The following is a 23,278-nucleotide window of genomic DNA, read 5'->3' on the forward strand; positions in this document are numbered from 1 at the left end:
TTTTATTGAAATTTATATTCAATTATTTTTACATGCAAATAACGCTTAAACATTGCGAAAGAATATGCAGAGCACATATATTCATCAAAACAAGGCTTATTGTGATACCAAGTACCACGTGAATCTCAAAACAGTTCGTGTACACTTACTTTAAAGAAGTTAAAAGAGAGGTGTTACGAATGAAGAAAAAAATTGGAGTTCTTGGTGCTAATGGGAAATTAGGAACCGTGATTATTGATCGTTTATTGGAACAAAACGCGGAAGTGACCGCCATTGTACGTCATCCAGAAAACTTAACTCAGAATGTACCAGTGCTTAAACGCAGTTTGTTTGATTTAACAGCTGAGGATATTCAACCATTTGATGTAATTATCAGTACGTTCTCTGCACCAAATGATGATATTGAGCAAACTATTACCGCAGTTGATCATCTGACAGCAATTTTTGATAATGGAACAACACAGTTGGTTTTTGCCGGTAGTGTAGGTCCATTATTAGATGAGCATCAAACACGCGTTGCTGACACTGAATTGATCCAAGAAGAGTATCGTGAACGTGGTAAATTAGCGTTAACTGCCTTTAAACACCTAGAGGGCACTAAGTCTTTTGATTGGTTGTATATGGCACCACCACTATTTTTTGATCCTGAAGGCGCTTATACTGGAGAATATGCATTTACTGGTCAACACTTAAAATATAATGCACAAGGGTTAAGCTATATTAGTTACCTAGATATGGCTGCTGCGATTGTAGAAAAACTTGCGTCAAAAGAAAACCATGAATTAATAGGGGTTCATAGTTAAGAGACACTTCTTTCAAATTGAGCAGTGTTTATTACTCGTAATAAACATTGTTTTTTTGTATAAAATGGCCATTAATGGCTTTAAATAAGTTAAGTAAACATTCATTCTTTTTATATGACGACTTAGTTATGTTGACAACAATCCAATTCTTATTAGAAAATATAGTTATAGCATATGGTTATGAATTTTCGTTTATTTATGTAGAGGAGGCTTCAAATATGTCAGACAATCAAACACTTACCACAAAAAGCGGTCAACCCGTTGCCAACAATGATCATGCTTTGACCGCTGGTCCACGTGGACCGCTATTGATGCAAGACTATCAATTGGTTGAGAAGTTAGCACATTTCAATCGTGAACGCATTCCAGAACGGATTGTCCATGCCAAAGGATCTGGTGCAATGGGGACATTCACTTTGACACATGACATGTCTGCATATACCAAGGCGGATGTCTTTAACGGTGAGGGTAAACAAACCGATGTTTTTGCTCGTTTCTCTTCTGTGGCGGGTGAACAAGGTTATCCAGATACTCTCCGAGACGTTCATGGTTTCGCGGTACGATTCTATACTAATGACGGAAATTATGACATTGTTGGAAATAATACGCCGGTCTTCTTCATCAACGATCCTTATAAATTCCCAGACTTCATTCATTCACAAAAACGCGACCCACGTACAGGGCTGCGTGATGATAATATGCAATGGGATTATTTTGCCCATTCTCCAGAAAGTCTACACCAAGTGACCATCTTATTCTCAGATCGTGGTCTACCGTATGGTTATGGCTACATGCATGGATACGGTTCACACACGTATAAGTGGGTGAATGCCGATGGGGAACAATTCTGGGTGAAATATCACTTCAAGTCAAACCATGGTATCAAGAACATGTCACCACAAGATGCGAAATTAATGGCTAGTGAGAATACTGATTGGCATCGTCAAGAAATGTATGCAGCCATTGAAGAGGGTGATTATCCATCTTGGACACTGAAAGTACAAGTTATCCCGTATGACGAAGGTCTTGCCTACAAACATGATATTTTTGATGTCACAAATGTTGTATCACAAAAAGACTATCCGTTAATTGAAGTCGGTCAATTTGAATTGAACCGCAATCCTGATAATTTCTTTAAGGATGTCGAACAAGCAGCTTTGGCACCTTCAAACTTGGTCCCAGGTATTGAAGCATCACCAGACAAAGTATTGCAGGGACGTTTGTTCGGATACGCCGATGCACAACGCTATCGTCTAGGTGCTAATTATCAAGATTTAAAGGTTAATCAACCACATCAACCCGTTCACACCTATGAACGTGATGGACACATGACAACCGATAATAGTCAGGGTGACGTAAACTATGCACCTAATAGCCATCAAGGTCCTTTAGCTGACCCACATGCAAGTATTCATGGTGATGTTGTAAGTGGCCAAACTGGTGCATACGAACCAGTAGATCCTGATTTTTACTCTCAAGCAGGTGATCTGTATCGTCTAATGTCTGAAAATGAAAAGGAAAGTTTAACACAAGCAATTGCTGATTCACTAGGACATATTGATTCTAAGGAAAATCAACAGTTACAGATTGCTTTGTTTGCCAAAGCTGATCCAGACTATGGTCAACGTGTCCATGATAAAATCATGGCACTATCTGATAACAAATAAATAGGGTAGTTTACTATTTGCCAAAAACAGTTAATACTTGATTCATCATCAAGCAATTGACTGTTTTTTTTAATCATTAAATCTATCTTGAAAAAATTGCATTAAATTAAATCAATAAATAGTAGACCCAATGAAAACATAATGTTACCTTAAGTAAGTAGATGCTTTAACGCATACATATTATTAAGGGAGAAAACATATGCATATTTGTAAGCAACAATACTTAAAGTTATATCTTAAATTATTAACCTCATTCATGATTGGTGTTGCATCCTTACTAATTGGAACAATCACCATTGATGCAGCGCAAACTACGGCTGCACATAAAACACCAACGGTTAAAAAACACGTACTTGATGACTTAGCGCTAACTGTTCATCAACAGAATACGACTCCACAGTTAGCGGTTACCAACGTTTCGCGAAATAAACCTGCCAAAAAAGTTGCTGCTAAGAAAAAAGCTCCTAAGAAAGTAGCTCCTAAAAAGAAAGCCACTGTTAAGAAAAAAGCCCCTAAGAAAGTAGCTCCTAAAAAGAAAGCCACTGTTAAGAAGAACGCTCCTAAGAAAGCTGCTCCTAAAAAGAAAACTCCTACAAAGAAGAAAAACACAAAATCTATTCGTAAACAGGTAAAGCCAAAAACAACCAAGAAAAAGAAAGCAGCGCCTGTTCGTAAAAACAAATTAGCGCCACTATATAATGCTCCCTTTATCAAAAATGGTAAGCCTCATGGTCGCCCTCAATTGACGGGTGCCAAGCGTTTAGCCTTTGAGAAAAAAGTTTATAATTGGCAAATTAAAAACAGCCCGGATGGTAAGTTACGTGATCCTTATCCTCCACGTGAAATTTTGCATTGGAAGCCCGGTCAATCACGTAAAAACAAAGTTGATTTCGGACATAAGAAGCATCATGAATATAAGAAGTGGTTTGATATGTATAAATATCGCAAAATTACATTACAACAATTCAAAGCTCATGAATTTGACCCAAACAACTTCTATATTCAAGCAATAGGAAAGAACCGTAGTCGTATTTACGAAGCAAAATAAGGTTCTTTGGGAGGGCACATGATGGAACTTAGTACAATTGCCAATTTAAGTGTCATTGAGTTTAAACAAGCAGTCATTCAGGAACAAGCATATAACTTAGTAGATGATTATAACGGATCTTCATTGTTGCAACTTGTTATTTCTCAACAAGAATCGGATGGATATCAGGCTACTGACATTTATGATAAATCTGAATTTTTACTAATGCACGGCGCTAATATCAATCATCAAAGCGATGATGGGCGAACTGCCTTGCATGATTTCTTTTTTGAAGTTCCACGACCAACTGTAGAACATGAAAATAAAATTGTTGATCTATTGTTGAGTCATAAAATTGATGTTAATTTACAAGATAAGTTTGGTGCAACCGCATTTCAATATGCCATAACGAACAATGCACTTTCTACTAAAGAGAATGAAACGATGTACACAAAGATGTTGCAAGCAGGGGCAAATTATACATTGAATGATAATTTCAATCATAATATATTGTACTATTGTCATGAATTTTCAGAACGAAAAGCAGTTCTATCTTTGATTGAAATGTATGGTCAATACTCATTATCTGATTAACAAAAATTAAAAGCAGTCTAATAAACATCATGATGAATGTTTGCTAGACTGCTTTTTTTATTTTCTATGGAAACACGGGAAAACTCTAAATATTTATAAGAAATACAATTGCAATCAACTTCCACATCCGAATTTCATAATATAATCTGATATAGATAGATCAACTAAGAATATATACATACTTTTCGATAATGGTCTGATTAGCGTCTTGCTAAATGCAACTAAAAGCGCTATCATTAAATTAATATGATGGTTATACGAAACAGGAGATAGGGACATGACATATAAAGCGAGTGAGCTTGAGGGGAAAATTTCGTTTGTCAACACGAAAGATTTGGAACGCGAAGCAGCAAAGGTAATTCCTGCTGGTGGATATGGTTACATTAATAGTGGTGCTGGTGATTTAATCACATTACATGAAAATGAAACTGCATTTGAACATGTAAAAATTGAACCAGGTGTTCTACACGGCGTTGAAAATCCAGATACGCATGTTGTCTTTGATGGCATGCATCTAACTGCACCAATTATTATGGCACCTGTTGCCGCACATGGATTGGCCAATACCCAAGGTGAAATTGCTTCAGCTGCTGGAGTGGCACGTTTCGGTACTATTTACACAGCTTCATCATTTGCTACAAAATCATTAGAAGAAATGCGTGAGGCTGCTGGACCAGAAGCCTCACAGTTTTTCCAATTCTATATGTCTAAAGACAATGCAATTAACGATCAGATTATTGCAGCTGCGGAGGAAAGTGGGGCACGTGCTATTGTGTTAACTGCTGATGCAACAGTTGGTGGAAATCGTGAAGCTGACAAACGTAACGGATTTACTTTTCCACTTGCTATGCCAATTGTGCAAGCTTATCAAAGTGGCGTAGGGCAAACAATGGACGCAGTATACAAATCAGCCAAGCAAAAGTTAAGTCCAGCAGATGTCAGCTATATTACTTCGCGTACTGATCTACCAGTTTACGTTAAGGGAGTTCAAAATCCGAATGATGTCGAACCAATTCTCGCCGCTGGGGCGGGAGGAATTTGGGTTTCAAATCATGGTGGTCGTCAATTGGATGGTGGTCCCGCTGCATTTGATTCATTAAAGCGAATTGCCGACGTTGTTGATCACCGTGTGCCGATTGTCTTTGATAGTGGGGTTCGTCGTGGACAACACGTCTTTAAGGCATTGGCATCTGGGGCAGATCTAGTCGCAATCGGTCGGCCAGTTATTTACGGCTTAGCCCTTGGTGGAAGCGTAGGTGTTGAGCAAGTCTTTGATTTCTTCCAAAATGAATTACAATTAGTCATGCAATTGGCAGGTACGCAAACAATTGATGATGTTAAAAATTTCCAATTATTGGCAAACCCATATGCTTAATGCCTGACAATAAATAAAACAAAAACAGCTAAAGAGAACTTTAGCTGTTTTTGTTTTTAAATGGCATATCTCATAACATATGTATAATTTTAAAATTAATACTTCCTGTAAAACCGGTTCTATGCGATATATTAAAGACGCAATTAAATTAACGAGATCATCATTCACATACCTTATAGTGCCTTTGATAATCACTTAGATTTATGTGAATAGTATACGATAAATTATCGGCTTATTTAAAGAAAGTAGGATTAGATATCATGTGGTTATTAAGTAATCGTGAAACAAGATGTATTTTAGTACAAAATTATTTAACCTCACACGCAGGTACAAAAATTAGTTTACAAGCACTAGCAACAGAACTAAATATTTCGCGCTATAACATTCAGCAAGCCCTTGAAATACTAGAATCTATCTATCAAGCTGAATTTTCTGATGATGTACCTAGTTTTACGTTCCTCGATCAAAACCGCAGTATCCAAATTTCGGCCGTTCAAATGATTAATGTAGAACCAATAAAAAAAATATTTCTAAATGATTCAACTAAAATGGCATTGTTAAATATTTGTTTTCTAGAACAACATCACTCAATTGACAGCGTATTATCTGCAACCAACATTAGTTATACATTATTGCGTAACTATATTAAAGAAATGAATCGATACTTATCTGACATGGATATTTATATCTCGAAAAAATTCACTTTAGAAGGAAATGAAATAAATATTCGCCGACTAATGTTTGAAACATATTATCTTCATTTTGATTATGAAACAGTGTCACTGGAAGATTATTCTTTTACTAAAATCCCTTGTTTAAGCGATATATTACCCGAAACCGTCAAGCTATCACCAACACGAAAGAAAGCTTATCGTATCACTAATATTATTTGGTCACTGCGTTTACAACATAACCATACGATTTCAAATGAACTTCATTTTATTGATTTAAACAAAGCGCAGGCACTACAGCCTGATGTTTACAATATTATTTTGTGTGCATATGATCGTTTGTATGTGGACCTAACAGAAGTAGATAAGGCAATGGAATTAGAATGCGCATTATTAACGTCTATTTTAATGAATGATATTCCAGCAGAAGTCGTACCAAAGTTATTAACTTCTGAAATGAACCATCAATTACAAGCTATTTCAAATATTATACAAGCTGAATTCACCAAATTATTCCACCAAGAAATGACAGATGATGAAACAAGAGAAATTGGTCAAAAATTAGTTATCACTAATTTACAATTATTATTGATGCATCATACTATAATTGCTCATCCAACGTATAAAACTGTTGGTTCTACGTTATACACCATCTCACAGGAACTTTCTGAACACACGGTGACAGCTATCATCGATCATCTTAACGTCCATAACTTGGAAAATATTAATAGCATTACAATTGAATACATGACTGTTTTACATCATTTTTTAATTGCAACGCAGGGGAAATACTTACCCATAGCCTCAGTACACATCGATATGATAGATTTACCCAATTTAAAGGATGAAATCACATATATCTTACAGCATCATTCCTTAATTAACGTCAATATTCTTAAAGATTCAACTCAAAATGCCGATATTATTATTTCAGACACTTCAGTTTACAATGCACATAGTCAAAACATTGTATGGCGCGATTTACCAGACGATGAAGATATATGTAATTTCCATAAAATTGTAATAAACATTATAAAGAACAAAGTGAAAAACCATCGAAAATAATTGGGTGGGGTTTATTTGAATTGTATTGATAATTTCCGAAAAGACAAAAACTGGATAGATTCAATTGAAACGTAATAATCTCTACTAATTGATAGATAACTGGAATGTATTCTAGACAACAAAACGATATTTGATAATCATAAAATACCTAGCACAATTCATGTGGCACGGGATATCACTTACAGTTGATCGTATATCAGAATTTATGGTATTTAGTACAGAATTAACGTTTTCCAACGAAACGTCGTTATAGTAATTATTCGAAGGACAATACGGCCACATGAATATAAAAGTCGTCTCAGTGCGTTTAATTAACACTTAAATTACATAAAACGACATCAAAATAAAGATACTGGATAAGTACGTAATAAGTATTTAGATCCAGGAATGATAATTAATTCAAGATAAACACCGGCGTATTTTTTAAGAAATATGATACGCTTATTTAAGTAGTTCAAAAATATAATAAAAACATGTGTACAGAATTTATAAACCAAAACTGCATTAAATAAACAGATAACATGATTAAATGCGGTGAATTTAAAAGATTATAGGGCGCTGTTTAAAACGTTGTTAAGTTTATACTTGACAAATGCCTTCTTTATTTAGCTTTTTATAATATATATTATGTAAACTAGATGAGGTGTAGGAAATTGCAACCCCTAATGCCAATCTTTTTTACGAATGTAAGAATTTTGTTATCAAAACCCTTACGCCCCTAGTGAATACAGGGTTTATAAAAGTTACAAATTAGCTACATGGTGTATTTAATTATATCGAATGATTAAGAAATCAAATAATGTCACTAAATACCAGGTAATATACAGCCTTTAGGAATTGCCACATGTATTTATATTTAAATTATAAGGACTTATACCTAATTGAAACTAAAAGCGGAACAAAATGACATTCATTTTCAAAGTGTTCACACTTTTTTTCTTTTTGTTCAATTAATTTAACATGTTTCCACACAATATACAATAAAAAAACAACCATATTTCTATGATTGTTGATATGTTTAATGATTTAATTTGATTTATGTCTTCGATCCCAACGTAAGGTTTCACTATGATAAAGCATATATGGTGTTTTACCATTTAATGCTTGTACCATAGGTTTATGATTTAGCTTCTCCGCAATTTTAAACCAGTCATCAGGTGTCATTTCGTCATAATCAGAATACCCTGCATAGACCCGTATAAGTCGATTACGTTGTTCATTTGTACCACGTTCATATGGTGAATACGGGTGTGCAAAGTACGTTTTTTTACCATATTTCACTTGAATAGACTCTAAAAACTGCCATGAGATAAACTCTGAACCATTATCAAACGTAAATGATTGCACATAATTTTGATATTCTGATAAAAACAACTCAATAGCACGAATCATACCCACGGAAGTCCGGTTTTTAATCGGTAATATCACGGTATAACGGGTTTTTCGTTCTACCAGAACTAATATACTTGATTTTTTATGATCACGAGAAATGACTAAATCACCTTCCCAATGCCCAAAATAACGTCTAGTCTCTACGGACGCTGGTCTTGATTCAATAGATAACCGCTTAACAACTTGAACAGGATTACTATCAAGCTCATCTTTAAGTTGTTTTTTCATAACGTGCCCCATAATTTCCCGCTCTGACACGTTTTTAGGTTTCTTATGCGACCAATGATTAGAATGCCCGTATGCTGAACGATCAACCACAATATAACCTTTCCGAATATAGTTACGAATAGTGGACGCAGACAAAGGACATTTCGGAAAGCTAGAAACAAAATCTTCTGGTGACCAACCTTTATCATTTAAATACTCTTCAATTTGGGTTTTCCAATAAAACGTTAGTTTTCTAGCGCCACCATGAACGGCATGCTTACTAAGTTTATATTGTTGCGCAATAGTAGCTGAATACGTTAATAATCCATGTTTATTGGCTAATAAAGCGTCATTAGACAACTCATTAACATTAACCGTTGCCCCTTTCTTCAACTCACGCCATATAGTCGATTGACTACGTCCTAATAAACGTCCAATTTCAGCCGTAGAAAGTTTATTATCATTCCAATAATGTTGGATCATGATACGTTCTTCATAAGTTAATCTCTTGCGAGATTTTGATTCAGTTGACTCCATATTTACATATCCTTTAATCAGGAAATATACATACTTAAAAATCTAAATACCCATTTTTAATATAAATTCGTATCATACGAGCACTTATAGGGATTTCATCAGCGTATTTTTGAACGATTTTTTCTGGCGACATGCCTAATTTTAACTTTTGTTCTAATTTATACTTTAAAGCTGGCGTAAAATGATGTTGCTCTAATCGAGAGTTTAAATGGTATTTATCTACAAACGCCTGTGCAAATTTTGGAGAATAGTCAACATACTTACGATAAAACAACAACCAATCTAAATCACGGTCAGATAAACCTTGATTATAAGCATTATTACCACGTTCTAATTCAGTCTGAATACATTGTTCAGAACAATCTAAATAACGGGCAATCCGTTTTATTGACCAGCGTTTCTCCCATAAATTAGATAGCTCTCGGCGTTCTTGATAAGTGAATGAACATTTACCTTGTTTATTTTTCATAATTATACCACCTTAAAACAAAAAACAGCTATCCTAAACTAAATCAAACTCTGATTCAGTCTAGATAACTGCTTTTATCGTTTATTTTTCGTTATTTTCGCCTGTGAACACGTTGTCAAAAGGTGTTTTACCGGTATTAGCAACTTGATGTAACATGATCCGAATTGCTCCTTGGATTGTTATACCTTGTTCAGCAAAAAGTGCGTCAGCCTTCTTTTTAACATCTGAATCTAAACGAAGTTGTAGTAACTTTTCAGACATAGCAATATTCCTTTCATAATTTACAGTTTATGAGCTGTATTTTCAGTATACATTAATTTCTTAATGCTATTGTGTTATTTCATATAGTACATGTTGTTCTAACGGATGACCTTTATCCAATTTTGGATGATTAAAAGTTCCTTTGTAAGCCATTCCAATTCTTTCCATTACTTTTTCAGATGGCTTATTTTTCACTGCTGTAAAGCTATATATTGCGGAAAGATTTAATTCATTAAATCCGTATTTGATAACTCTTTCAGCACCTTCTGTTGCATATCCATGGTGCCAGTACCCTTTTAATAACCGCCAGCCTATTTCTACTTCACCAAATATTTCAGATTCAAAATTAATTTGAAATAACCCAATTATACCGATAAAAGTATCAGAATCTTTCAGATAAACTGCATATTTAGAGTAACCGTATTTATTTTGTTGCTCAATTGCACTATCAATGTAGGCTATTGATTCTTCTGCACTCATGACTTCTGGAAAATATTTCATCACGTCAGAATCGCTATTCATACGAATAGTTTCATTGCGCACAGCTTGAGTCAGTTCTTTAAAGCCTAAACGTTCAGATTCAAACAAATAATTAGTCATAATTTCCTCCATGTACAAAAGGATTATAACATATAACCCTTTTGTACATTTATCATGTGTGAGTGGCCATTAATTCAGCAATTCGTTGTTCAAATTCTAAGAATTTTTGTCGTAATACCTGATAACTGACATTAATCTCCTGTACAATAGCAAACACATCGCTCCCCATTCTACCACTTTTAAAAATTTCAATACTATAAGACGGTTGATTAACAATCGTACGTCCTAATCGGATTAACTGTTCTACCCAGAAACGAACATTGGGGGATTTTCAGGTGTTTTAGAGGTATTAAATGCATTTGTTACATATTTGTAATATAAAACCCTTTAATATCAACGGGTAGACCGCCTTCCTCTATAAGATATTATGGACATATCTGTGTCATTTAGAGTCACTGATTTTCAAAGTACGCACCAAGAAACCAAGTTATGTGTCCACGATTTGGTAATTTTTCTTAAAAAACAGCTTTAACTTAAAAATCCTGACTGGTATCTTTGATGATGACCAATCAAGGTTTTTGTTATTTAGATTTCATGTTTTTAAGTTGACGTTGGCCCTAACTCTGATTTTATGATGCGTACTTGCGAGTGTTTCTGCGTCTAAAACATATCTCATAGGCTTATTTTCCAAATGTTAATTTTATATACTTTGATTGGAGGCAATTCCCCATCGTTATTTTTGTTGAGATAACTTTCCATCAACCAACTCATAAACATGATCTGCATACTCAAGTAGTCTCTGATCATGTGTTACTGTAACAACTGCTTTTTTTTGAGTATGTGCGATGTCATGTAACATTTCTCCTACCTTCATTACTCTACTAGTATCCAATGCCGCTGTTGGTTCATCGGCCAATATAATACTAGGATTTGGAAACATTGCCCGCGCAATGGCAACTCTTTGAGTTTGGCCTCCAGAGAGTTCATTTGGATATTTCGATAACAGTGAACGAATATCCAATTGATCTATCACAGTTTCAAAATTACGATCGCTCATATTGTTAGTTTTCTTGACTTTAGTAACTAAATCAAATTGCTGTTGCACTGTAAGATATGGTACTAAGTTATAAGATTGTAGTACAAATCCTATATCGTTTAGTCGTAATTGTTCTAATTTTTTAGGCGTGTACTTTTCAACTTTTTGATCATTCAATAGGACTTTTCCGCTTGTTGGAGTTTGCAACCCCCCTAATATAGTTAACAACGTGCTTTTACCAGATCCTGACGGCCCAATAATCAATGTAAGTTCACCTGACTTTGCCTCAAAGTCAATGTTATTTAGAGCTGTTACCTGATTGCTTCCTGTTCCAAAAACTTTGGAAATATTATCTAACTTTAATGATGTCATGGTTATCCTCCGATTACGCTAACTGGATCAATCTTAGAAATAATTCTCATAGGAATAAGCGCACCTAGTAATCCGGTGATTAATATTCCGCCAGCAATCAGTAATGTGAATTGCACATCGAAATGCATCGGAACAGACTCCGGAATAACAAGACTTACCACAAATGTTGTTATCAAGCCAATTAAAATAGAGAAAATCATAATAATCCCTGTTTCATTAAACGTATTTTTTAATAAGTATCCTGTAGGTACACCTTGAGCACGTAAGACTGCTAGATTTTTAATCTTTTGTGTTGTTAAAATGTATAAGAAAATTGTAACCACCACCAATGAAATAATAACTAAAAATGCAATCATAAATGTGAAGGTTGCATTTTGTGCACTATATCCCGGCAGCTTATTCATAAATTCATCAATCGATAGTAGAGTTAAATCTTTAGAAGCTATCTCATCATTGCGTTTCTGATTGGTCGACAAAACCCCGCTCCCCACAAAGTACTTATCAACACCTTTTACCTTGTGCCATTGATTTAATGATCCGTAAACAACTGGTGCCATATTATATTCGGCATTTTTGACAAAGCCCACGACCTTGTAGGACTTATCAGACTGACCTAGCTTAACTTCATCATTTAACTTAATATTTTTAATTTTGTCCGATAATACGATTTCATTATCCGCTTCGGCAGGATGTCCATTGACGTATACTAACTTCTTATAGAGCTCTTGATTTGTTTTTACCCCGACATATTGGACTGATGTCGTTTGATCATCGTCCCCTATTTTTAGGTTTGTTGGCGTGATACCAACTTGATAGTCCCCGCGTGACATTTTCATTTTATTAAATTGTTCTTCTGACATTAAAGATTGCCCCATGTTACCATTAGAATCTTTAGTTAGGATAGCAGACTTGGTTTGCCACGTCTTTAATGCCGTTGTATTTTCATTAGCTAATCCCAACGCTAATGAAGTTAATATAAAGATTAAAAATGTAATCAGACTAATAACAGAAATGATAAGCCCATATCTCATTTTATTTTTTTTAATCTCATTTATTGCTAAATACATATTTACGCACTCCTTTGTACTAGTCCTTAATCACAGTTGGCAATTTTTTAATGTTTGCTACGATGTCTTCTTTTTTATCTGAAGACAAAAAGTATTCTTGTATCAGCGCATGTAACGTTGTCCTAAATACCCATTCTGATAGATTTTCCATTGAGGAACTTTTAAAATGAGATATAGAGTTTGGAGAAGTATCAGAGCATTGATAATGCGTATATAACAACGATTTATTTAGTGTATAATATAAGCGCCAAAATGAATAATCTACAGGGTCCGTTAGATTTTCTAAAAATGCAATCGTTGATTTGATTTGATTTTCTTCATTCATTTGTCGTACCGTAGCTAAATAATCATCTAAGATCCAACAATAAGCGTCAAATATATCTTCAAAGTATGTGTAAAACGATGCTCTGGATATATTGGCTGATTTTGTAATTCTAGTAATGTGAGCATTGTCCAATGAATATGTTGAAAATTCATCAATTAATGCATCATGTATAGCATTGCGCTTATCAAGTTGTAAATTATAGAGCGCCTTATTAACCATATTCTTGTTCTTTCCTTTCTTTTAATCATTGAGACATTGACAGGGTGTCAATGTCTCAATGTTAGCATATATTGACACCCTGTCAATGTCTCAATGCTTTACAAATAATAGAGGAATACCCTATTCGTCCGATAAATATCTTGTATAACGCCAGGGTGCATTATCTATTAAATATTGCTGTTCAGGCTTTCCTAACGATTTTATCAATAGTCTCCCTAACCAGACTATTGGCGCCTGTTTTGCAAAGCACGTACTAAGAAAACAAGTTATGTATCCACGATGTGGTAATTTTTCTAAAATTAAAAACCCTGATTGGTATCTATGATGAATACCAATCAGGGTTTTTGTTATTTAGTTTTTTAATTTTTAAGTTGTCGATTTCGCCTAACACTAGTTTTATGATACACACTTGCTGGTGTTTCTGCGTTTAAAACATATCTCATCGGCTTATCATTGATTAATTGTGTGACTTAATCCCAATCTAATTGAGTCATGTTGTTGTAGCCTTTATAACCAACATAATGCCTAATAAACTTATTTTTCTGCTCATTAGTCCCGCGTCTTGTGGTGAATTTGGGTGTGCAAAATACGAGTCTTTACCATAATAAATCTGTATACGTTCCAAAAAGTCCCATGAAATGAACTCTGTACCATTATCAAACATAATTGATTATACGATGTCTTTTTAGTATACATTACTTTCCTAATGCTACTGCTACTGTGTTATTTCATACAGTACATGTTGTTCTAATGGATGACCTTTATCCAATTTTGGATGATTAAAAGTTCCTTTGTAAGACATTCCAATTCTTTCCATTACTTTTGCAGACGGCTCATTTTGCACTGCTGTAAAGCTATATATTGCGGAAAGATGTAACTCATTAAATCCGTATTTGATAACTCTTTCAGCGCCTTCTGTTGCATAGCCATGGCGCCAGTACTCTTTTAATAACCGCCAGCCTATTTCTACTTCACCAAATATTTCAGATTCAAAATTAATTTGAAATAACCCAATTATACCGATAAAAGTATCAGAATCTTTAAGATAAACCGCATATTTTGAGTAACCATATTTATTTTGTTGCTCAATTGCATTATCAATGTAGGCTATTGATTCTTCTGAACTCATGACCTCTGGAAAATATTTCATCACGTCAGAATCGCTGTTCATACGAATAGTTTCATTGCGCACATCGTGAGTCAGTTCTTTAAAGCCTAAACGTTCAGATTCAAACAAATAATTAGTCATAATTTTCTCCTTGTAAAAAGGGACACTTATTTTTATTGCTCATTAATTAAATACCCACTTTAAACTGATAATCAACGAAATAAATGCAAATAAGACGCTATAAACACTCATTTTAGAGGAGTTCAAGGAACAAAATCAAATCGTTTCATATATGTTCGTTTAATTCTGACATAAAATTTCGAACATATTGTTCAATTTCATCACGGGTAGTCCTAAAAGAATGTAATATTTCTTCTTCTGTTCCAGTTGATTGAGCTGGATCATTAAACCCTTGATGAATACGAGTTACTGTTGGTGGCAAAATAGGGCATCGGTCATTTGCATCTCCACACAATGTAATAACATAGTCACTAGTACGTAGTATGTCATCATCAATCAAATCGGACGTTTGTGATGATATATCTATATTGGATTCTTTCATGACTTGAACAGCAATAGGATTTAGTCCATGTTGTTCAATCCCCGCACTTTTGACGGTTACATCACGTGGTGCATATTTTTTAGCAAAACCTTCCGCCATTTGGCTTCGACAAGAATTTCCTGTACACAAAAAGTATATTTGCATTATGATTCTCCTTTTAAATCTTACTTAGAAAGCTTATTCCGACATTAATTCAGCAATTCTTTGTTCAAATGCTAAGAATTTTTGTCGTAATACCTGATAACTGACATTAATCTCCTGGACAACAGCAAACACATCGCTCCCCATTCTACCACTTTTAAAACGTTCGATACTATAAGACGGTTGATTAACAATTGTACGTCCTAGGCGGATTAATTGTTCTACCTGTAATCGAACATTATAAATAGCGATATTCAAATCATCATCTGCGACTAACGCTGACACGGTTTTAAAGTGATCAATATCATCAAGTAAATCTTCCATTTCAGTTTGATAGACGGCATACGTTAAATCAAATCTAACCATATCGCCTTGTTCAACAGACGCCATAGCTATTATTTGTGGATTAATCTTTTCCTGTAAAGCTTGAAATTGACGGTTAACATCAACTAATAACCGCAACTCCATGTCTGAACGTCCAAGTGATGAAAATAACTGGGCTTGCGTATACTGCAATACTTCTTGATAATCAGCTTTGAAGTGCTTACGAGAACTATTTAACTCATCTTGAAACTCATACAAACGTAAATCATAAAAACTGGTTTTGTTTAGATTTGGAAGCATGTGCAATTTTAAAACCATATCATCAACACGTGTATCAAAAATAGCAACGTTTTTATAAAGTTCACGTAATACATCAAGCGACCCTGCAATATCAATAAAATCAAGTAAATCAGCTAGACTTTTCCAATAATTGGCGTGATCATCACTACTATGTGTCGCATAGTTCTTCAATTGTTGTAAATAATCAGCCCCTGTTTCCACAGGATTATTAACGAGTGTATAGGTCTCTTGCAAAAATGCTGTTGAGAACGAATGATATATCTTTTTCCATACAAAAAAAGTGCTGACACGAGTAGTATCAACACTTTCTGTAACTAATTCTGGCGTACTCATCTATGGTTACCCCCTTAGTTTATATGCAATTGTGTAGTTATTATTATAGCGCTGTGGTAGATGTACTTTGATAGAAATTATCATCATGTTCAATAATCATATTTTCCATAAGCGACGTAGCTGGCGCATTTGAAAATGTACCGTTAACGTTGATTAACGTTGGTACTGATTTAATATCAAATTTCTTCAACAACTGGCGATTTTCTTTACCTTTGATATTGATAAACAACGTGTCTTTCTTAATTAGATTACGTCCCATTAATAGTGGCATAGCTTTTTGACATGCGGAACAGTCACTATGATAAAAAACAACCTGTTCATTATTATCAACCGCATTAGTCACTTGTTGCGCAGACACTGGTTTAGTATCAGATAGTACCTTATTGTACTGACCGAAACCAAAGCCGATTAAAACGAGTAGAATTGCTACAAATCCCAGCCAACCTTTCCATGTTAAATCACTAAATATATTTCCGTTACTTTTTGTTTTTGCCATTACTGGTCTCCTTTCAATAATCCATACATATATTGAACATCAGTCAATTTTCCTAATTCTTTATCATAGGTCACGTTATAAATAGCTGTTGATTCATGTTCATAGTCGGTATTACGTAAAACACTATCCACCATAACTTGCCCACTTAATTGTCCGTTATAATCTGCCTGAACGTAAAAACGTGCTTTCGTATATTGAACAGTTATACCTGTATTATCTACATAATTTTCGCCAGTCAATTGTCGATCAGTTTTAAATAACTTACTATCAATTACTTTATTAGTCGCTACATCGGCTTTAACAACACGTTCTTTACGGGCATTATAACTTGCTGAACTATCATAAGTACGTACCTGTTTAAAGAATGTATCAATCACTTTATCAGCACTTTTCGTCACATAATCATGTTTATAATTAATCAGTTCTGTTTCAGAAATTTGATTGAGTTTGGCTCGCTCATGATCAATCTGTTGTTTATTTACAGCATATTCTAATTTTATTTCCCCAAGTTTTTGTACTTGTTGCGCTTGCCAGATAAATAAGCCCCCAACAGTTAATAACGCACCAATACTGATTACTTTCCACCATTTAGACTTATTCATTTGCATGTGTTGTTAACTCCCTTTCTGCCCGTAAATCATCTACCAAACCAGATTGGACGTTGTAGTGCATTTGTAAAATGATTTTGAGTTCGTGCTTGTCCACAGGTGTCAAAGTCACTAGATAATTAATCCCGTTCTTCTCCACTTGCATTCGTCCCATGTTCGAGACACGATATTGTGGTGTCTTGGTCTGCTTGTTCCAAACTGTTGGCATACGTTCAGCGCTAATTGTTTCTAATACCTTTGGCGTAACGTGCGTTGATACTTTTTCCTTATACAATTGGAGTTCCTTATCATTTGCAAACGATGTGTTGTACATCAATAACGCAACATCTTTTGTTTTACGGTCAAAATCAGTTAAATCAACTTCTTTTGTAACAGTCTTTTTAGCAGTGAGTGACCGAATATCATTGTCAATTTTTTGCTGTTCTTGACGTTGTTCAATCATATTTTCGCGTAAATCAGCAGTTGTGTGTTGCGCATGTATACCTTGGTAAGCAAACCAACTACCCAATCCTACATAAAACAATAAAAAGCTCATTTTGAGCACTCTGTCTTTTTGCATTAGTTGTTATCCTTTCTCATCATTACTTGCCTGAAATAAACGTCAATCCTTGACCACTAGGAATTACACGGAATGATACTTGTCCTGAACCAGGGTTCACAACGTTTGCTTCACTCACTAAGAATGATCCGTCATCTTTAACTGCTTCAACAAACGCAATGTGTCCATATGGGGCAACTGACCCAAATTGTCCGCCTTTAAAACTAACAGCTGTACCAACTTCTGGTTTATTCTTGGTTACTGTGTACCCAGCTTGACTAGCTGATGTACCCCAGTTACCACCGTTACCGCCGATCCCTGAGAACCATTGAATAGGCGTACCTACTTGCTTCATACGGTTATAGACGTACCACGTACACTGTCCAAAAGGATACTTATTGTCAGAGTAGGTCACTGAACGATCGCTATCAAATTTAATCTTATCGATCCAGTCTTTTGGTACTTTATTAACCGCAGCCCCTGATTGTTGTCCACCAACGGTACCACGATTATCACAACCTAATCCGTTGGAAGCGTCTGTCATGGCTTCGTTTTCTTCTTTTGAGTTTTCCAAACCGTCTTGTCCAAGGTCTGAATGATCGCCAGAAACAGCATAGTCTAATTTCAACGCTTGCTTAATAGATTGCGCGTCCGCCAACACTTGTGCTGTTTTTCGTTGCGCTTCATCAGTATCTGCTAGTCCTTCATAACCAGCAGACCAGACACGTTCAGCGTCTGCCATACTAGTTGTGGCTAAGAACTTCTTATAGACATGATTGTACGTACCACGTAATTCAAACTTAACCAATTTCATTTCATTTTCCATAGTAAGTGTTCCCATGTCTCCTGCCTTAATTGAGCCTTCTGACACGATACGATTACCATTTACAGTATTTGACCAACCAGACCATTGGAAGATACCCGCAACACCACCACCAGGATTATGAGCTTTGGGATCAAAATTAGATTCCTTATATCCAATCGCTAAAACAACTGCGGTCTGATCGCCTGAAAATCCCATAGCTTTAAGATGTTCTACTGCATACATCATATTCTTATATACTTGACTATCTTTCTTTGTCCAATCGCCATTACTACCTTGTCCAGGAGATTGTGAATCAAGGACATCACAATTTGATCCAGTCGAACCGAACAAAGCACCGACAAATAAGATAAAGACTAAAAATAGTCCCATAATTACAACACCGGCTTTTTTCAACACTAGTCTCCTTTTTATAAACAAAAAAGACACAACCTAAATAATTCAAGGTGTGTCTTTGCTTTTTATTGTATTAATATCAAAGGTTCAGGATAGAATCGCCGTTCCGAACCCCCGTTTTTAGGGTTTGGGTACGCTTCTTGTAGCGTTCGTAAAACGTCAGCTCGTGTTTTACCCGTTGCATAAAGCGTGCCACTATTATACCCGATTGCCTTAAACATGGTTAACCTCATCATTCGTATGTGTTGTATTTTCGACATCTGATTGCTCGATAGAATCAATCTTATGACTTTGTGTGTTATCTATGTTTGATGAATCATATTCAACATCTGACGAAATTTGCGTGTCTGAAACATTGGACACATCATTATCTATGTTTGTATAATCAGAATTGTGTACTGGTTGTTCAACATCTACTTGTTCTAGTGTCAAATTAGGTGATTCATCTACATTGTTTGGCATATCCACATTTTCATGCTCAAAATTGGTGTTTTCTTGTGTGAACTCCATATCTTCGTTTGTTTCCAGGTCTTCAATATCTTCATCATCAGGGAAGTCAGTTTCTTCGTCTTCTGGAATATCAATATCTTCATCATCAAGGAAGTCAATTTCTTCATCTTCTGGGACATCGATATCTTCGTCATCAGGGAAGTCAACTTCTTCATCTTCTGGAACATCAATATCTTCATCGTCATGTGAATCAATATCTTCATCTTCTGGAACATCAATATCTTCATCGTTGTCAGAAGTATCGATTTCTTCTTCGTCTCCGTTATCAGGTTCATCATCTAAACGTTCATAATTTTCTATATCCTTATCTTGAATATCATCTTGTGAATCCATTGCTTCTAGCTTTTTCAGATCATAATAATTTGGCTTTGTTCCATCTCCCTTTTTATATGGATCATCAACATGCTTTTCATCAAGACCATCAATTACATTACCCATTCGTCTATTTAGGTCACTTATAGATCTATCGACAAACGGTACATTTGTAACTAAGCCACCTGTTATCACTGACAAGATTTTATTCTTGTTTTGCCATACCAAATAAAGAAGAACGAATTGTAGGATTGTTCCTACAATTAATCCAGCAAGTCCAGCAAAACCAACGGTCAATCCTGTACCTAACATTTTAGAAACAATTACTTCTGAAATTAGAACGACCACAATACTTAATACGACTAGTCCCTTAGCCACAAAATACGTCACAATTTTACTGATACCCGTAATCATTGACTTGTTGTACTTTGGGAAAAATGAAATTAGAGCTAATACAGGTAAGAAAATAATCAACGCCATAATCAACATAGCGATAACCCAATTAAAGAGACCTATCAAAATATAAGGAGCTGCCTTTAATGGAATAATGATTAGTCCGACAACAGAAACAATAAATTTAAATGGGCCAGAAAACTTATTAAAATAGAGTTGTTGATCCTTTAAATTCTTGTAACTATCTCCTTTCAACTTATCAACATCTTTATCTTCTAACGGCTTATCTTTTAGAAACTCCTTTGTCATGTCAATTGTTGGATTAGACATACCAATAGTACCTAAGCTCCAAAGAGAATAATAACTTTGGTTGAAATATGATTGGCGAACCTGATTACTTGCATTACCTGATGTTTCCTTATTTCCAGCAACCAATCCAATCTGTCCTGCGTTTTTATTATCCTCCAAATTACCTGATACACTCTTTGCAACAGTCGCTCCAATTTCCGTAGAAATAGTGTTCATCGTGGTTGTAATCACAGGTGCGAATATAAACCATACAACAGACCCTGCCACTAATAAGATTGTTAAAATGAGTTGCTTAATAGACGCTGTACGTCCTTTTGTAAAGAAATACAAAATAGCTATTAAGGCACTCAATGTAAATGCAGTTAAGAAAATCGTACCTGATAATCCAGTAAATAGACTTTGTGAAATATTGGTAACCCACAAAATCGTGTCGTTCATTGCAACTGGATTAAACAAAACATCAAGTAATTTATCGCATACCGTATATAAAACAGTATCTAGTCCCCAAATCATGTCTGATAAAGCAAATGCTGGTACAAGCGCAATATCAGTCATGCCCAAAGACATATGATATAAACGGAAATTGGCAATCTTATCTAGTACGAAGTCCATATCTCCTGTTTCAACAGCGCTAATTAGTTTATTTGATTCATTTGCAGATCCGATCACCATATTAAATATCAAGGCTATCAAAAAAGCGCTCAACACAAGAAGTATTGAACGCTTAAAATATTTATTTTTCATTCTTAATTCTCCCATAAATAAAAAAACAATCACTAGTATTATTAGTGATTGTTCATTCGTTACATGTATTATTAAAATTTATAATTGTAAATGTTTTCAACTGTTGCCTTAGGATTTTGATCAATTTTATAATTCTTTACTTCATACAACTTATTGCCAACGGTTTGCTTGACTTCGTCATCATCATCAACGTCAGATGAACGTGCAACACCGCCTAATGAAATTGACGGTTTGTCGACTGAAAAATCTACTGACCAATAAGATGTAAAGTATTCATATTTCACGTTGTCAACTGACTTTAAGTGTCCCATTTCCCCACGTTCATTTGTAAGAGTTTCAACAGGAGTTTTCATTTTAACTATATATTCATTATCATTACCATTTTTATTAGCAAAAACAGTAGCGTCAACATTATCCTTCGTGCGTGGCATTAATAGTGTTTCTTCTGCATTTAATGAATTTTGTTCTTTATTATCTGTATCAATCACAAGTTGTAATGCTGTTTGAATATTGTCTTGTTGCTTCTTTTCTGCCTTTTGCTTTGCAATAATTTGCCCACCAATTAACAGACTAACAACCGCAACAACAGCTAACCCAATCCACAACATTTGTTTCTTACTCATAATCGAAATATCCCCTAATTCACTTGTATTTATATACTAATTATACCATAAACACACTTGTATCAGTGGTTAATCCCTAATTTTAGATTCCTTTTCTTTGGTAAATCATCAGTACCATTACCCAGATTCCACGTAACCGTGCCATAATCTGTTTCTTCTGTAATTACATTCAAGCGTTCAGCGTACTCACTCAATCCATTTTGTCGTTTGGTTTCAGCAATAAAATCTTCTATGAAACGTATATCATCAGTGTCTTTGCATATAATATCAAATCCAACTGACGGTTCAGTAATTGAAGATTGAACTAATCGTTGCCCATATGATAAATCATGATATTTAAACCAACTTGCACGATCCCGAATAGTTAACTTGTCCGTAGCAAATTCATATTCGTGTGGTACATATCCAGACCTGTTACGTTCCCACAAAATTACAACAGGTGGTGTCCAAATATCCTTATAGAGTAATCCACGTACATCTTCTTCTGCTGACATCTGCATACGGATAAATGTATAAAATAAAATAAGAAGCCAGACCAAAAGTAATGCACCAACCAATAAGCCTGACAAACTCTTTTGAAAATCATCAAACCAGGATAAAGGATATTGCTCATTCAACTTACTTAACCCAAATAGAATTAATCGACCGCCATATTTAATCACTAATGCCGATACAATAAAAGGTAATACCACGGTTAAGATATTTCTTACCACCCGTAATCCTGCTGTAAAAACACTATCAAAAAGTTTCCAAGGATATTGCTTGTAAATCCGCCAATAATCTCGAACTTTTGGTTCATTAATGTTTACTGGGGTATCAAACTTATGTTCATATTCAAGATATGGTAAATATTGTAATCTCATTGTTCGTCTCCTTTGACTTGATCTGCTTCAAATTTTTCATATAGTTGCTTCACTCTTAATTGTAGTTCTTGGTCTAAGGACACAACATTATTAACAAGTTGTACTTCCGTTGTCGTGTGCTTACCACGTGAATTTTTTTCATAATCACGTACACCAAATGTGTTGTCATCAAACTGTACAATCTCTACGCCGTATTGTTTCATAGCTTAAACCTTTCCTGTAATTCTAATCTCACTTTGTGATATAATGTTCAAGTACGTCGAACGAT

The 23,278-nt window shown here is 34.9% G+C and carries 24 protein-coding genes; 6 read left to right on the forward strand and 18 right to left on the reverse strand.

Going from position 1 to position 23,278, the window contains the following annotated elements:
* Positions 1 to 179 precede the first annotated feature (179 nt).
* From KHQ31_RS02970 to KHQ31_RS02995, 6 genes are all read left to right on the forward strand, one after another.
* Positions 180 to 803 carry an NAD(P)-dependent oxidoreductase gene (locus KHQ31_RS02970; RefSeq protein ID WP_213409505.1) on the forward strand — a complete coding sequence of 208 codons (624 nt, stop codon included), beginning with the start codon at positions 180 to 182 and terminating at the stop codon, positions 801 to 803.
* A gap of 218 nt (positions 804 to 1,021) precedes the next feature.
* Complete coding sequence (locus KHQ31_RS02975; RefSeq protein ID WP_213409506.1) at positions 1,022 to 2,470, forward strand: catalase; 1,449 nt, start codon at positions 1,022 to 1,024, stop codon at positions 2,468 to 2,470.
* Between the two features lie 199 nt (positions 2,471 to 2,669).
* Positions 2,670 to 3,518, forward strand: coding sequence for a GH-E family nuclease (locus KHQ31_RS02980; RefSeq protein ID WP_213409507.1), 849 nt, complete (start codon positions 2,670 to 2,672; stop codon positions 3,516 to 3,518).
* Between the two features lie 18 nt (positions 3,519 to 3,536).
* Entirely contained in the window at positions 3,537 to 4,091 is a 555-nt protein-coding gene (locus KHQ31_RS02985) for an ankyrin repeat domain-containing protein (RefSeq protein ID WP_213409508.1), read from the forward strand.
* Positions 4,092 to 4,368: 277 nt separating this feature from the next.
* Positions 4,369 to 5,466, forward strand: a complete 1,098-nt coding sequence (locus KHQ31_RS02990) for an alpha-hydroxy-acid oxidizing protein (protein WP_213409509.1) — start codon at positions 4,369 to 4,371, stop codon at positions 5,464 to 5,466.
* 260 nt (positions 5,467 to 5,726) lie between these two features.
* Positions 5,727 to 7,202 carry a helix-turn-helix domain-containing protein gene (locus KHQ31_RS02995; RefSeq protein ID WP_213409510.1) on the forward strand — a complete coding sequence of 492 codons (1,476 nt, stop codon included), beginning with the start codon at positions 5,727 to 5,729 and terminating at the stop codon, positions 7,200 to 7,202.
* Between the two features lie 1,026 nt (positions 7,203 to 8,228).
* On the opposite strand, the gene KHQ31_RS03000 is transcribed toward KHQ31_RS02995, so the two are convergent.
* The 18 genes from KHQ31_RS03000 to KHQ31_RS03085 all read right to left on the reverse strand — a co-directional run bounded on the left by KHQ31_RS03000 (position 8,229) and on the right by KHQ31_RS03085 (position 23,213).
* The gene (locus KHQ31_RS03000) at positions 8,229 to 9,338 is read right to left on the reverse strand and encodes an IS30 family transposase (RefSeq protein ID WP_213409511.1); all 1,110 of its coding nucleotides are present in this window, start codon (positions 9,336 to 9,338) and stop codon (positions 8,229 to 8,231) included.
* Between the two features lie 34 nt (positions 9,339 to 9,372).
* Complete coding sequence (locus tag KHQ31_RS03005) at positions 9,373 to 9,807, reverse strand: helix-turn-helix domain-containing protein (RefSeq protein WP_213409512.1); 435 nt, start codon at positions 9,805 to 9,807, stop codon at positions 9,373 to 9,375.
* Positions 9,808 to 9,888: 81 nt separating this feature from the next.
* Positions 9,889 to 10,068 carry a type II toxin-antitoxin system RelB/DinJ family antitoxin gene (locus KHQ31_RS03010; protein WP_213409513.1) on the reverse strand — a complete coding sequence of 60 codons (180 nt, stop codon included), beginning with the start codon at positions 10,066 to 10,068 and terminating at the stop codon, positions 9,889 to 9,891.
* Between the two features lie 66 nt (positions 10,069 to 10,134).
* A complete protein-coding gene (locus KHQ31_RS03015) occupies positions 10,135 to 10,668 on the reverse strand; it encodes a GNAT family N-acetyltransferase (RefSeq protein WP_213409514.1) in 534 nt (177 codons plus the stop codon).
* A 673-nt stretch (positions 10,669 to 11,341) separates the two neighbouring features.
* Entirely contained in the window at positions 11,342 to 12,016 is a 675-nt protein-coding gene (locus KHQ31_RS03020; RefSeq protein ID WP_213409515.1) for an ABC transporter ATP-binding protein, read from the reverse strand.
* Between the two features lie 2 nt (positions 12,017 to 12,018).
* A complete protein-coding gene (locus KHQ31_RS03025; protein WP_213409516.1) occupies positions 12,019 to 13,083 on the reverse strand; it encodes an ABC transporter permease in 1,065 nt (354 codons plus the stop codon).
* 19 nt (positions 13,084 to 13,102) lie between these two features.
* Positions 13,103 to 13,627, reverse strand: a complete 525-nt coding sequence (locus tag KHQ31_RS03030) for a TetR/AcrR family transcriptional regulator (RefSeq protein ID WP_213409517.1) — start codon at positions 13,625 to 13,627, stop codon at positions 13,103 to 13,105.
* A 715-nt stretch (positions 13,628 to 14,342) separates the two neighbouring features.
* Positions 14,343 to 14,876 carry a GNAT family N-acetyltransferase gene (locus KHQ31_RS03035; protein WP_213409518.1) on the reverse strand — a complete coding sequence of 178 codons (534 nt, stop codon included), beginning with the start codon at positions 14,874 to 14,876 and terminating at the stop codon, positions 14,343 to 14,345.
* Positions 14,877 to 15,021: 145 nt separating this feature from the next.
* Positions 15,022 to 15,444 carry an arsenate reductase (thioredoxin) gene (arsC, locus tag KHQ31_RS03040; RefSeq protein WP_213409703.1) on the reverse strand — a complete coding sequence of 141 codons (423 nt, stop codon included), beginning with the start codon at positions 15,442 to 15,444 and terminating at the stop codon, positions 15,022 to 15,024.
* A gap of 30 nt (positions 15,445 to 15,474) precedes the next feature.
* Positions 15,475 to 16,395, reverse strand: coding sequence for a hypothetical protein (locus KHQ31_RS03045; RefSeq protein WP_213409519.1), 921 nt, complete (start codon positions 16,393 to 16,395; stop codon positions 15,475 to 15,477).
* A gap of 43 nt (positions 16,396 to 16,438) precedes the next feature.
* On the reverse strand, positions 16,439 to 16,891 hold the full coding sequence (locus KHQ31_RS03050; protein WP_213409520.1) for a thioredoxin family protein: 453 nt from the start codon (positions 16,889 to 16,891) through the stop codon (positions 16,439 to 16,441).
* Entirely contained in the window at positions 16,891 to 17,499 is a 609-nt protein-coding gene (locus KHQ31_RS03055) for a hypothetical protein (RefSeq protein ID WP_213409521.1), read from the reverse strand. The genes KHQ31_RS03050 and KHQ31_RS03055 overlap by 1 nt, the downstream gene beginning before the upstream one ends.
* Complete coding sequence (locus KHQ31_RS03060) at positions 17,486 to 18,058, reverse strand: hypothetical protein (protein WP_213409522.1); 573 nt, start codon at positions 18,056 to 18,058, stop codon at positions 17,486 to 17,488. Before KHQ31_RS03060 ends, KHQ31_RS03055 begins: the two co-directional genes overlap by 14 nt.
* 22 nt (positions 18,059 to 18,080) lie before the next feature.
* Positions 18,081 to 19,256 carry a phage tail tip lysozyme gene (locus KHQ31_RS07875; RefSeq protein WP_265583743.1) on the reverse strand — a complete coding sequence of 392 codons (1,176 nt, stop codon included), beginning with the start codon at positions 19,254 to 19,256 and terminating at the stop codon, positions 18,081 to 18,083.
* Between the two features lie 213 nt (positions 19,257 to 19,469).
* Entirely contained in the window at positions 19,470 to 21,524 is a 2,055-nt protein-coding gene (locus KHQ31_RS03070) for a midas domain-containing protein (RefSeq protein ID WP_213409523.1), read from the reverse strand.
* Between the two features lie 71 nt (positions 21,525 to 21,595).
* A complete protein-coding gene (locus KHQ31_RS03075; RefSeq protein ID WP_213409524.1) occupies positions 21,596 to 22,147 on the reverse strand; it encodes a hypothetical protein in 552 nt (183 codons plus the stop codon).
* Positions 22,148 to 22,209: 62 nt separating this feature from the next.
* Positions 22,210 to 23,010, reverse strand: a complete 801-nt coding sequence (locus tag KHQ31_RS03080) for a hypothetical protein (protein ID WP_213409525.1) — start codon at positions 23,008 to 23,010, stop codon at positions 22,210 to 22,212.
* Positions 23,007 to 23,213 carry a hypothetical protein gene (locus KHQ31_RS03085; RefSeq protein ID WP_213409526.1) on the reverse strand — a complete coding sequence of 69 codons (207 nt, stop codon included), beginning with the start codon at positions 23,211 to 23,213 and terminating at the stop codon, positions 23,007 to 23,009. Before KHQ31_RS03085 ends, KHQ31_RS03080 begins: the two co-directional genes overlap by 4 nt.
* Between the last annotated feature and the right edge of the window lie 65 nt (positions 23,214 to 23,278).

This window comes from Weissella ceti, from assembly GCF_018394055.1.
GTDB lineage: Bacteria > Bacillota > Bacilli > Lactobacillales > Lactobacillaceae > Weissella > Weissella ceti.

What these genes read in the sequence shown, in the direction of transcription:
- KHQ31_RS02970 (WP_213409505.1), top strand. Translation starts at nt 180, where the DNA reads ATGAAGAAAAAAATTGGAGTTCTTGGTGCTAATGGGAAATTAGGAACC.
- KHQ31_RS02975 (WP_213409506.1), top strand. Translation starts at nt 1,022, where the DNA reads ATGTCAGACAATCAAACACTTACCACAAAAAGCGGTCAACCCGTTGCC.
- KHQ31_RS02980 (WP_213409507.1), top strand. Translation starts at nt 2,670, where the DNA reads ATGCATATTTGTAAGCAACAATACTTAAAGTTATATCTTAAATTATTA.
- KHQ31_RS02985 (WP_213409508.1), top strand. Translation starts at nt 3,537, where the DNA reads ATGATGGAACTTAGTACAATTGCCAATTTAAGTGTCATTGAGTTTAAA.
- KHQ31_RS02990 (WP_213409509.1), top strand. Translation starts at nt 4,369, where the DNA reads ATGACATATAAAGCGAGTGAGCTTGAGGGGAAAATTTCGTTTGTCAAC.
- KHQ31_RS02995 (WP_213409510.1), top strand. Translation starts at nt 5,727, where the DNA reads ATGTGGTTATTAAGTAATCGTGAAACAAGATGTATTTTAGTACAAAAT.
- KHQ31_RS03000 (WP_213409511.1), bottom strand. Translation starts at nt 9,338, where the DNA reads ATGGAGTCAACTGAATCAAAATCTCGCAAGAGATTAACTTATGAAGAA.
- KHQ31_RS03005 (WP_213409512.1), bottom strand. Translation starts at nt 9,807, where the DNA reads ATGAAAAATAAACAAGGTAAATGTTCATTCACTTATCAAGAACGCCGA.
- KHQ31_RS03010 (WP_213409513.1), bottom strand. Translation starts at nt 10,068, where the DNA reads ATGTCTGAAAAGTTACTACAACTTCGTTTAGATTCAGATGTTAAAAAG.
- KHQ31_RS03015 (WP_213409514.1), bottom strand. Translation starts at nt 10,668, where the DNA reads ATGACTAATTATTTGTTTGAATCTGAACGTTTAGGCTTTAAAGAACTG.
- KHQ31_RS03020 (WP_213409515.1), bottom strand. Translation starts at nt 12,016, where the DNA reads ATGACATCATTAAAGTTAGATAATATTTCCAAAGTTTTTGGAACAGGA.
- KHQ31_RS03025 (WP_213409516.1), bottom strand. Translation starts at nt 13,083, where the DNA reads ATGTATTTAGCAATAAATGAGATTAAAAAAAATAAAATGAGATATGGG.
- KHQ31_RS03030 (WP_213409517.1), bottom strand. Translation starts at nt 13,627, where the DNA reads ATGGTTAATAAGGCGCTCTATAATTTACAACTTGATAAGCGCAATGCT.
- KHQ31_RS03035 (WP_213409518.1), bottom strand. Translation starts at nt 14,876, where the DNA reads ATGACTAATTATTTGTTTGAATCTGAACGTTTAGGCTTTAAAGAACTG.
- KHQ31_RS03045 (WP_213409519.1), bottom strand. Translation starts at nt 16,395, where the DNA reads ATGAGTACGCCAGAATTAGTTACAGAAAGTGTTGATACTACTCGTGTC.
- KHQ31_RS03050 (WP_213409520.1), bottom strand. Translation starts at nt 16,891, where the DNA reads ATGGCAAAAACAAAAAGTAACGGAAATATATTTAGTGATTTAACATGG.
- KHQ31_RS03055 (WP_213409521.1), bottom strand. Translation starts at nt 17,499, where the DNA reads ATGCAAATGAATAAGTCTAAATGGTGGAAAGTAATCAGTATTGGTGCG.
- KHQ31_RS03060 (WP_213409522.1), bottom strand. Translation starts at nt 18,058, where the DNA reads ATGCAAAAAGACAGAGTGCTCAAAATGAGCTTTTTATTGTTTTATGTA.
- KHQ31_RS03070 (WP_213409523.1), bottom strand. Translation starts at nt 21,524, where the DNA reads ATGAAAAATAAATATTTTAAGCGTTCAATACTTCTTGTGTTGAGCGCT.
- KHQ31_RS03075 (WP_213409524.1), bottom strand. Translation starts at nt 22,147, where the DNA reads ATGAGTAAGAAACAAATGTTGTGGATTGGGTTAGCTGTTGTTGCGGTT.
- KHQ31_RS03080 (WP_213409525.1), bottom strand. Translation starts at nt 23,010, where the DNA reads ATGAGATTACAATATTTACCATATCTTGAATATGAACATAAGTTTGAT.
- KHQ31_RS03085 (WP_213409526.1), bottom strand. Translation starts at nt 23,213, where the DNA reads ATGAAACAATACGGCGTAGAGATTGTACAGTTTGATGACAACACATTT.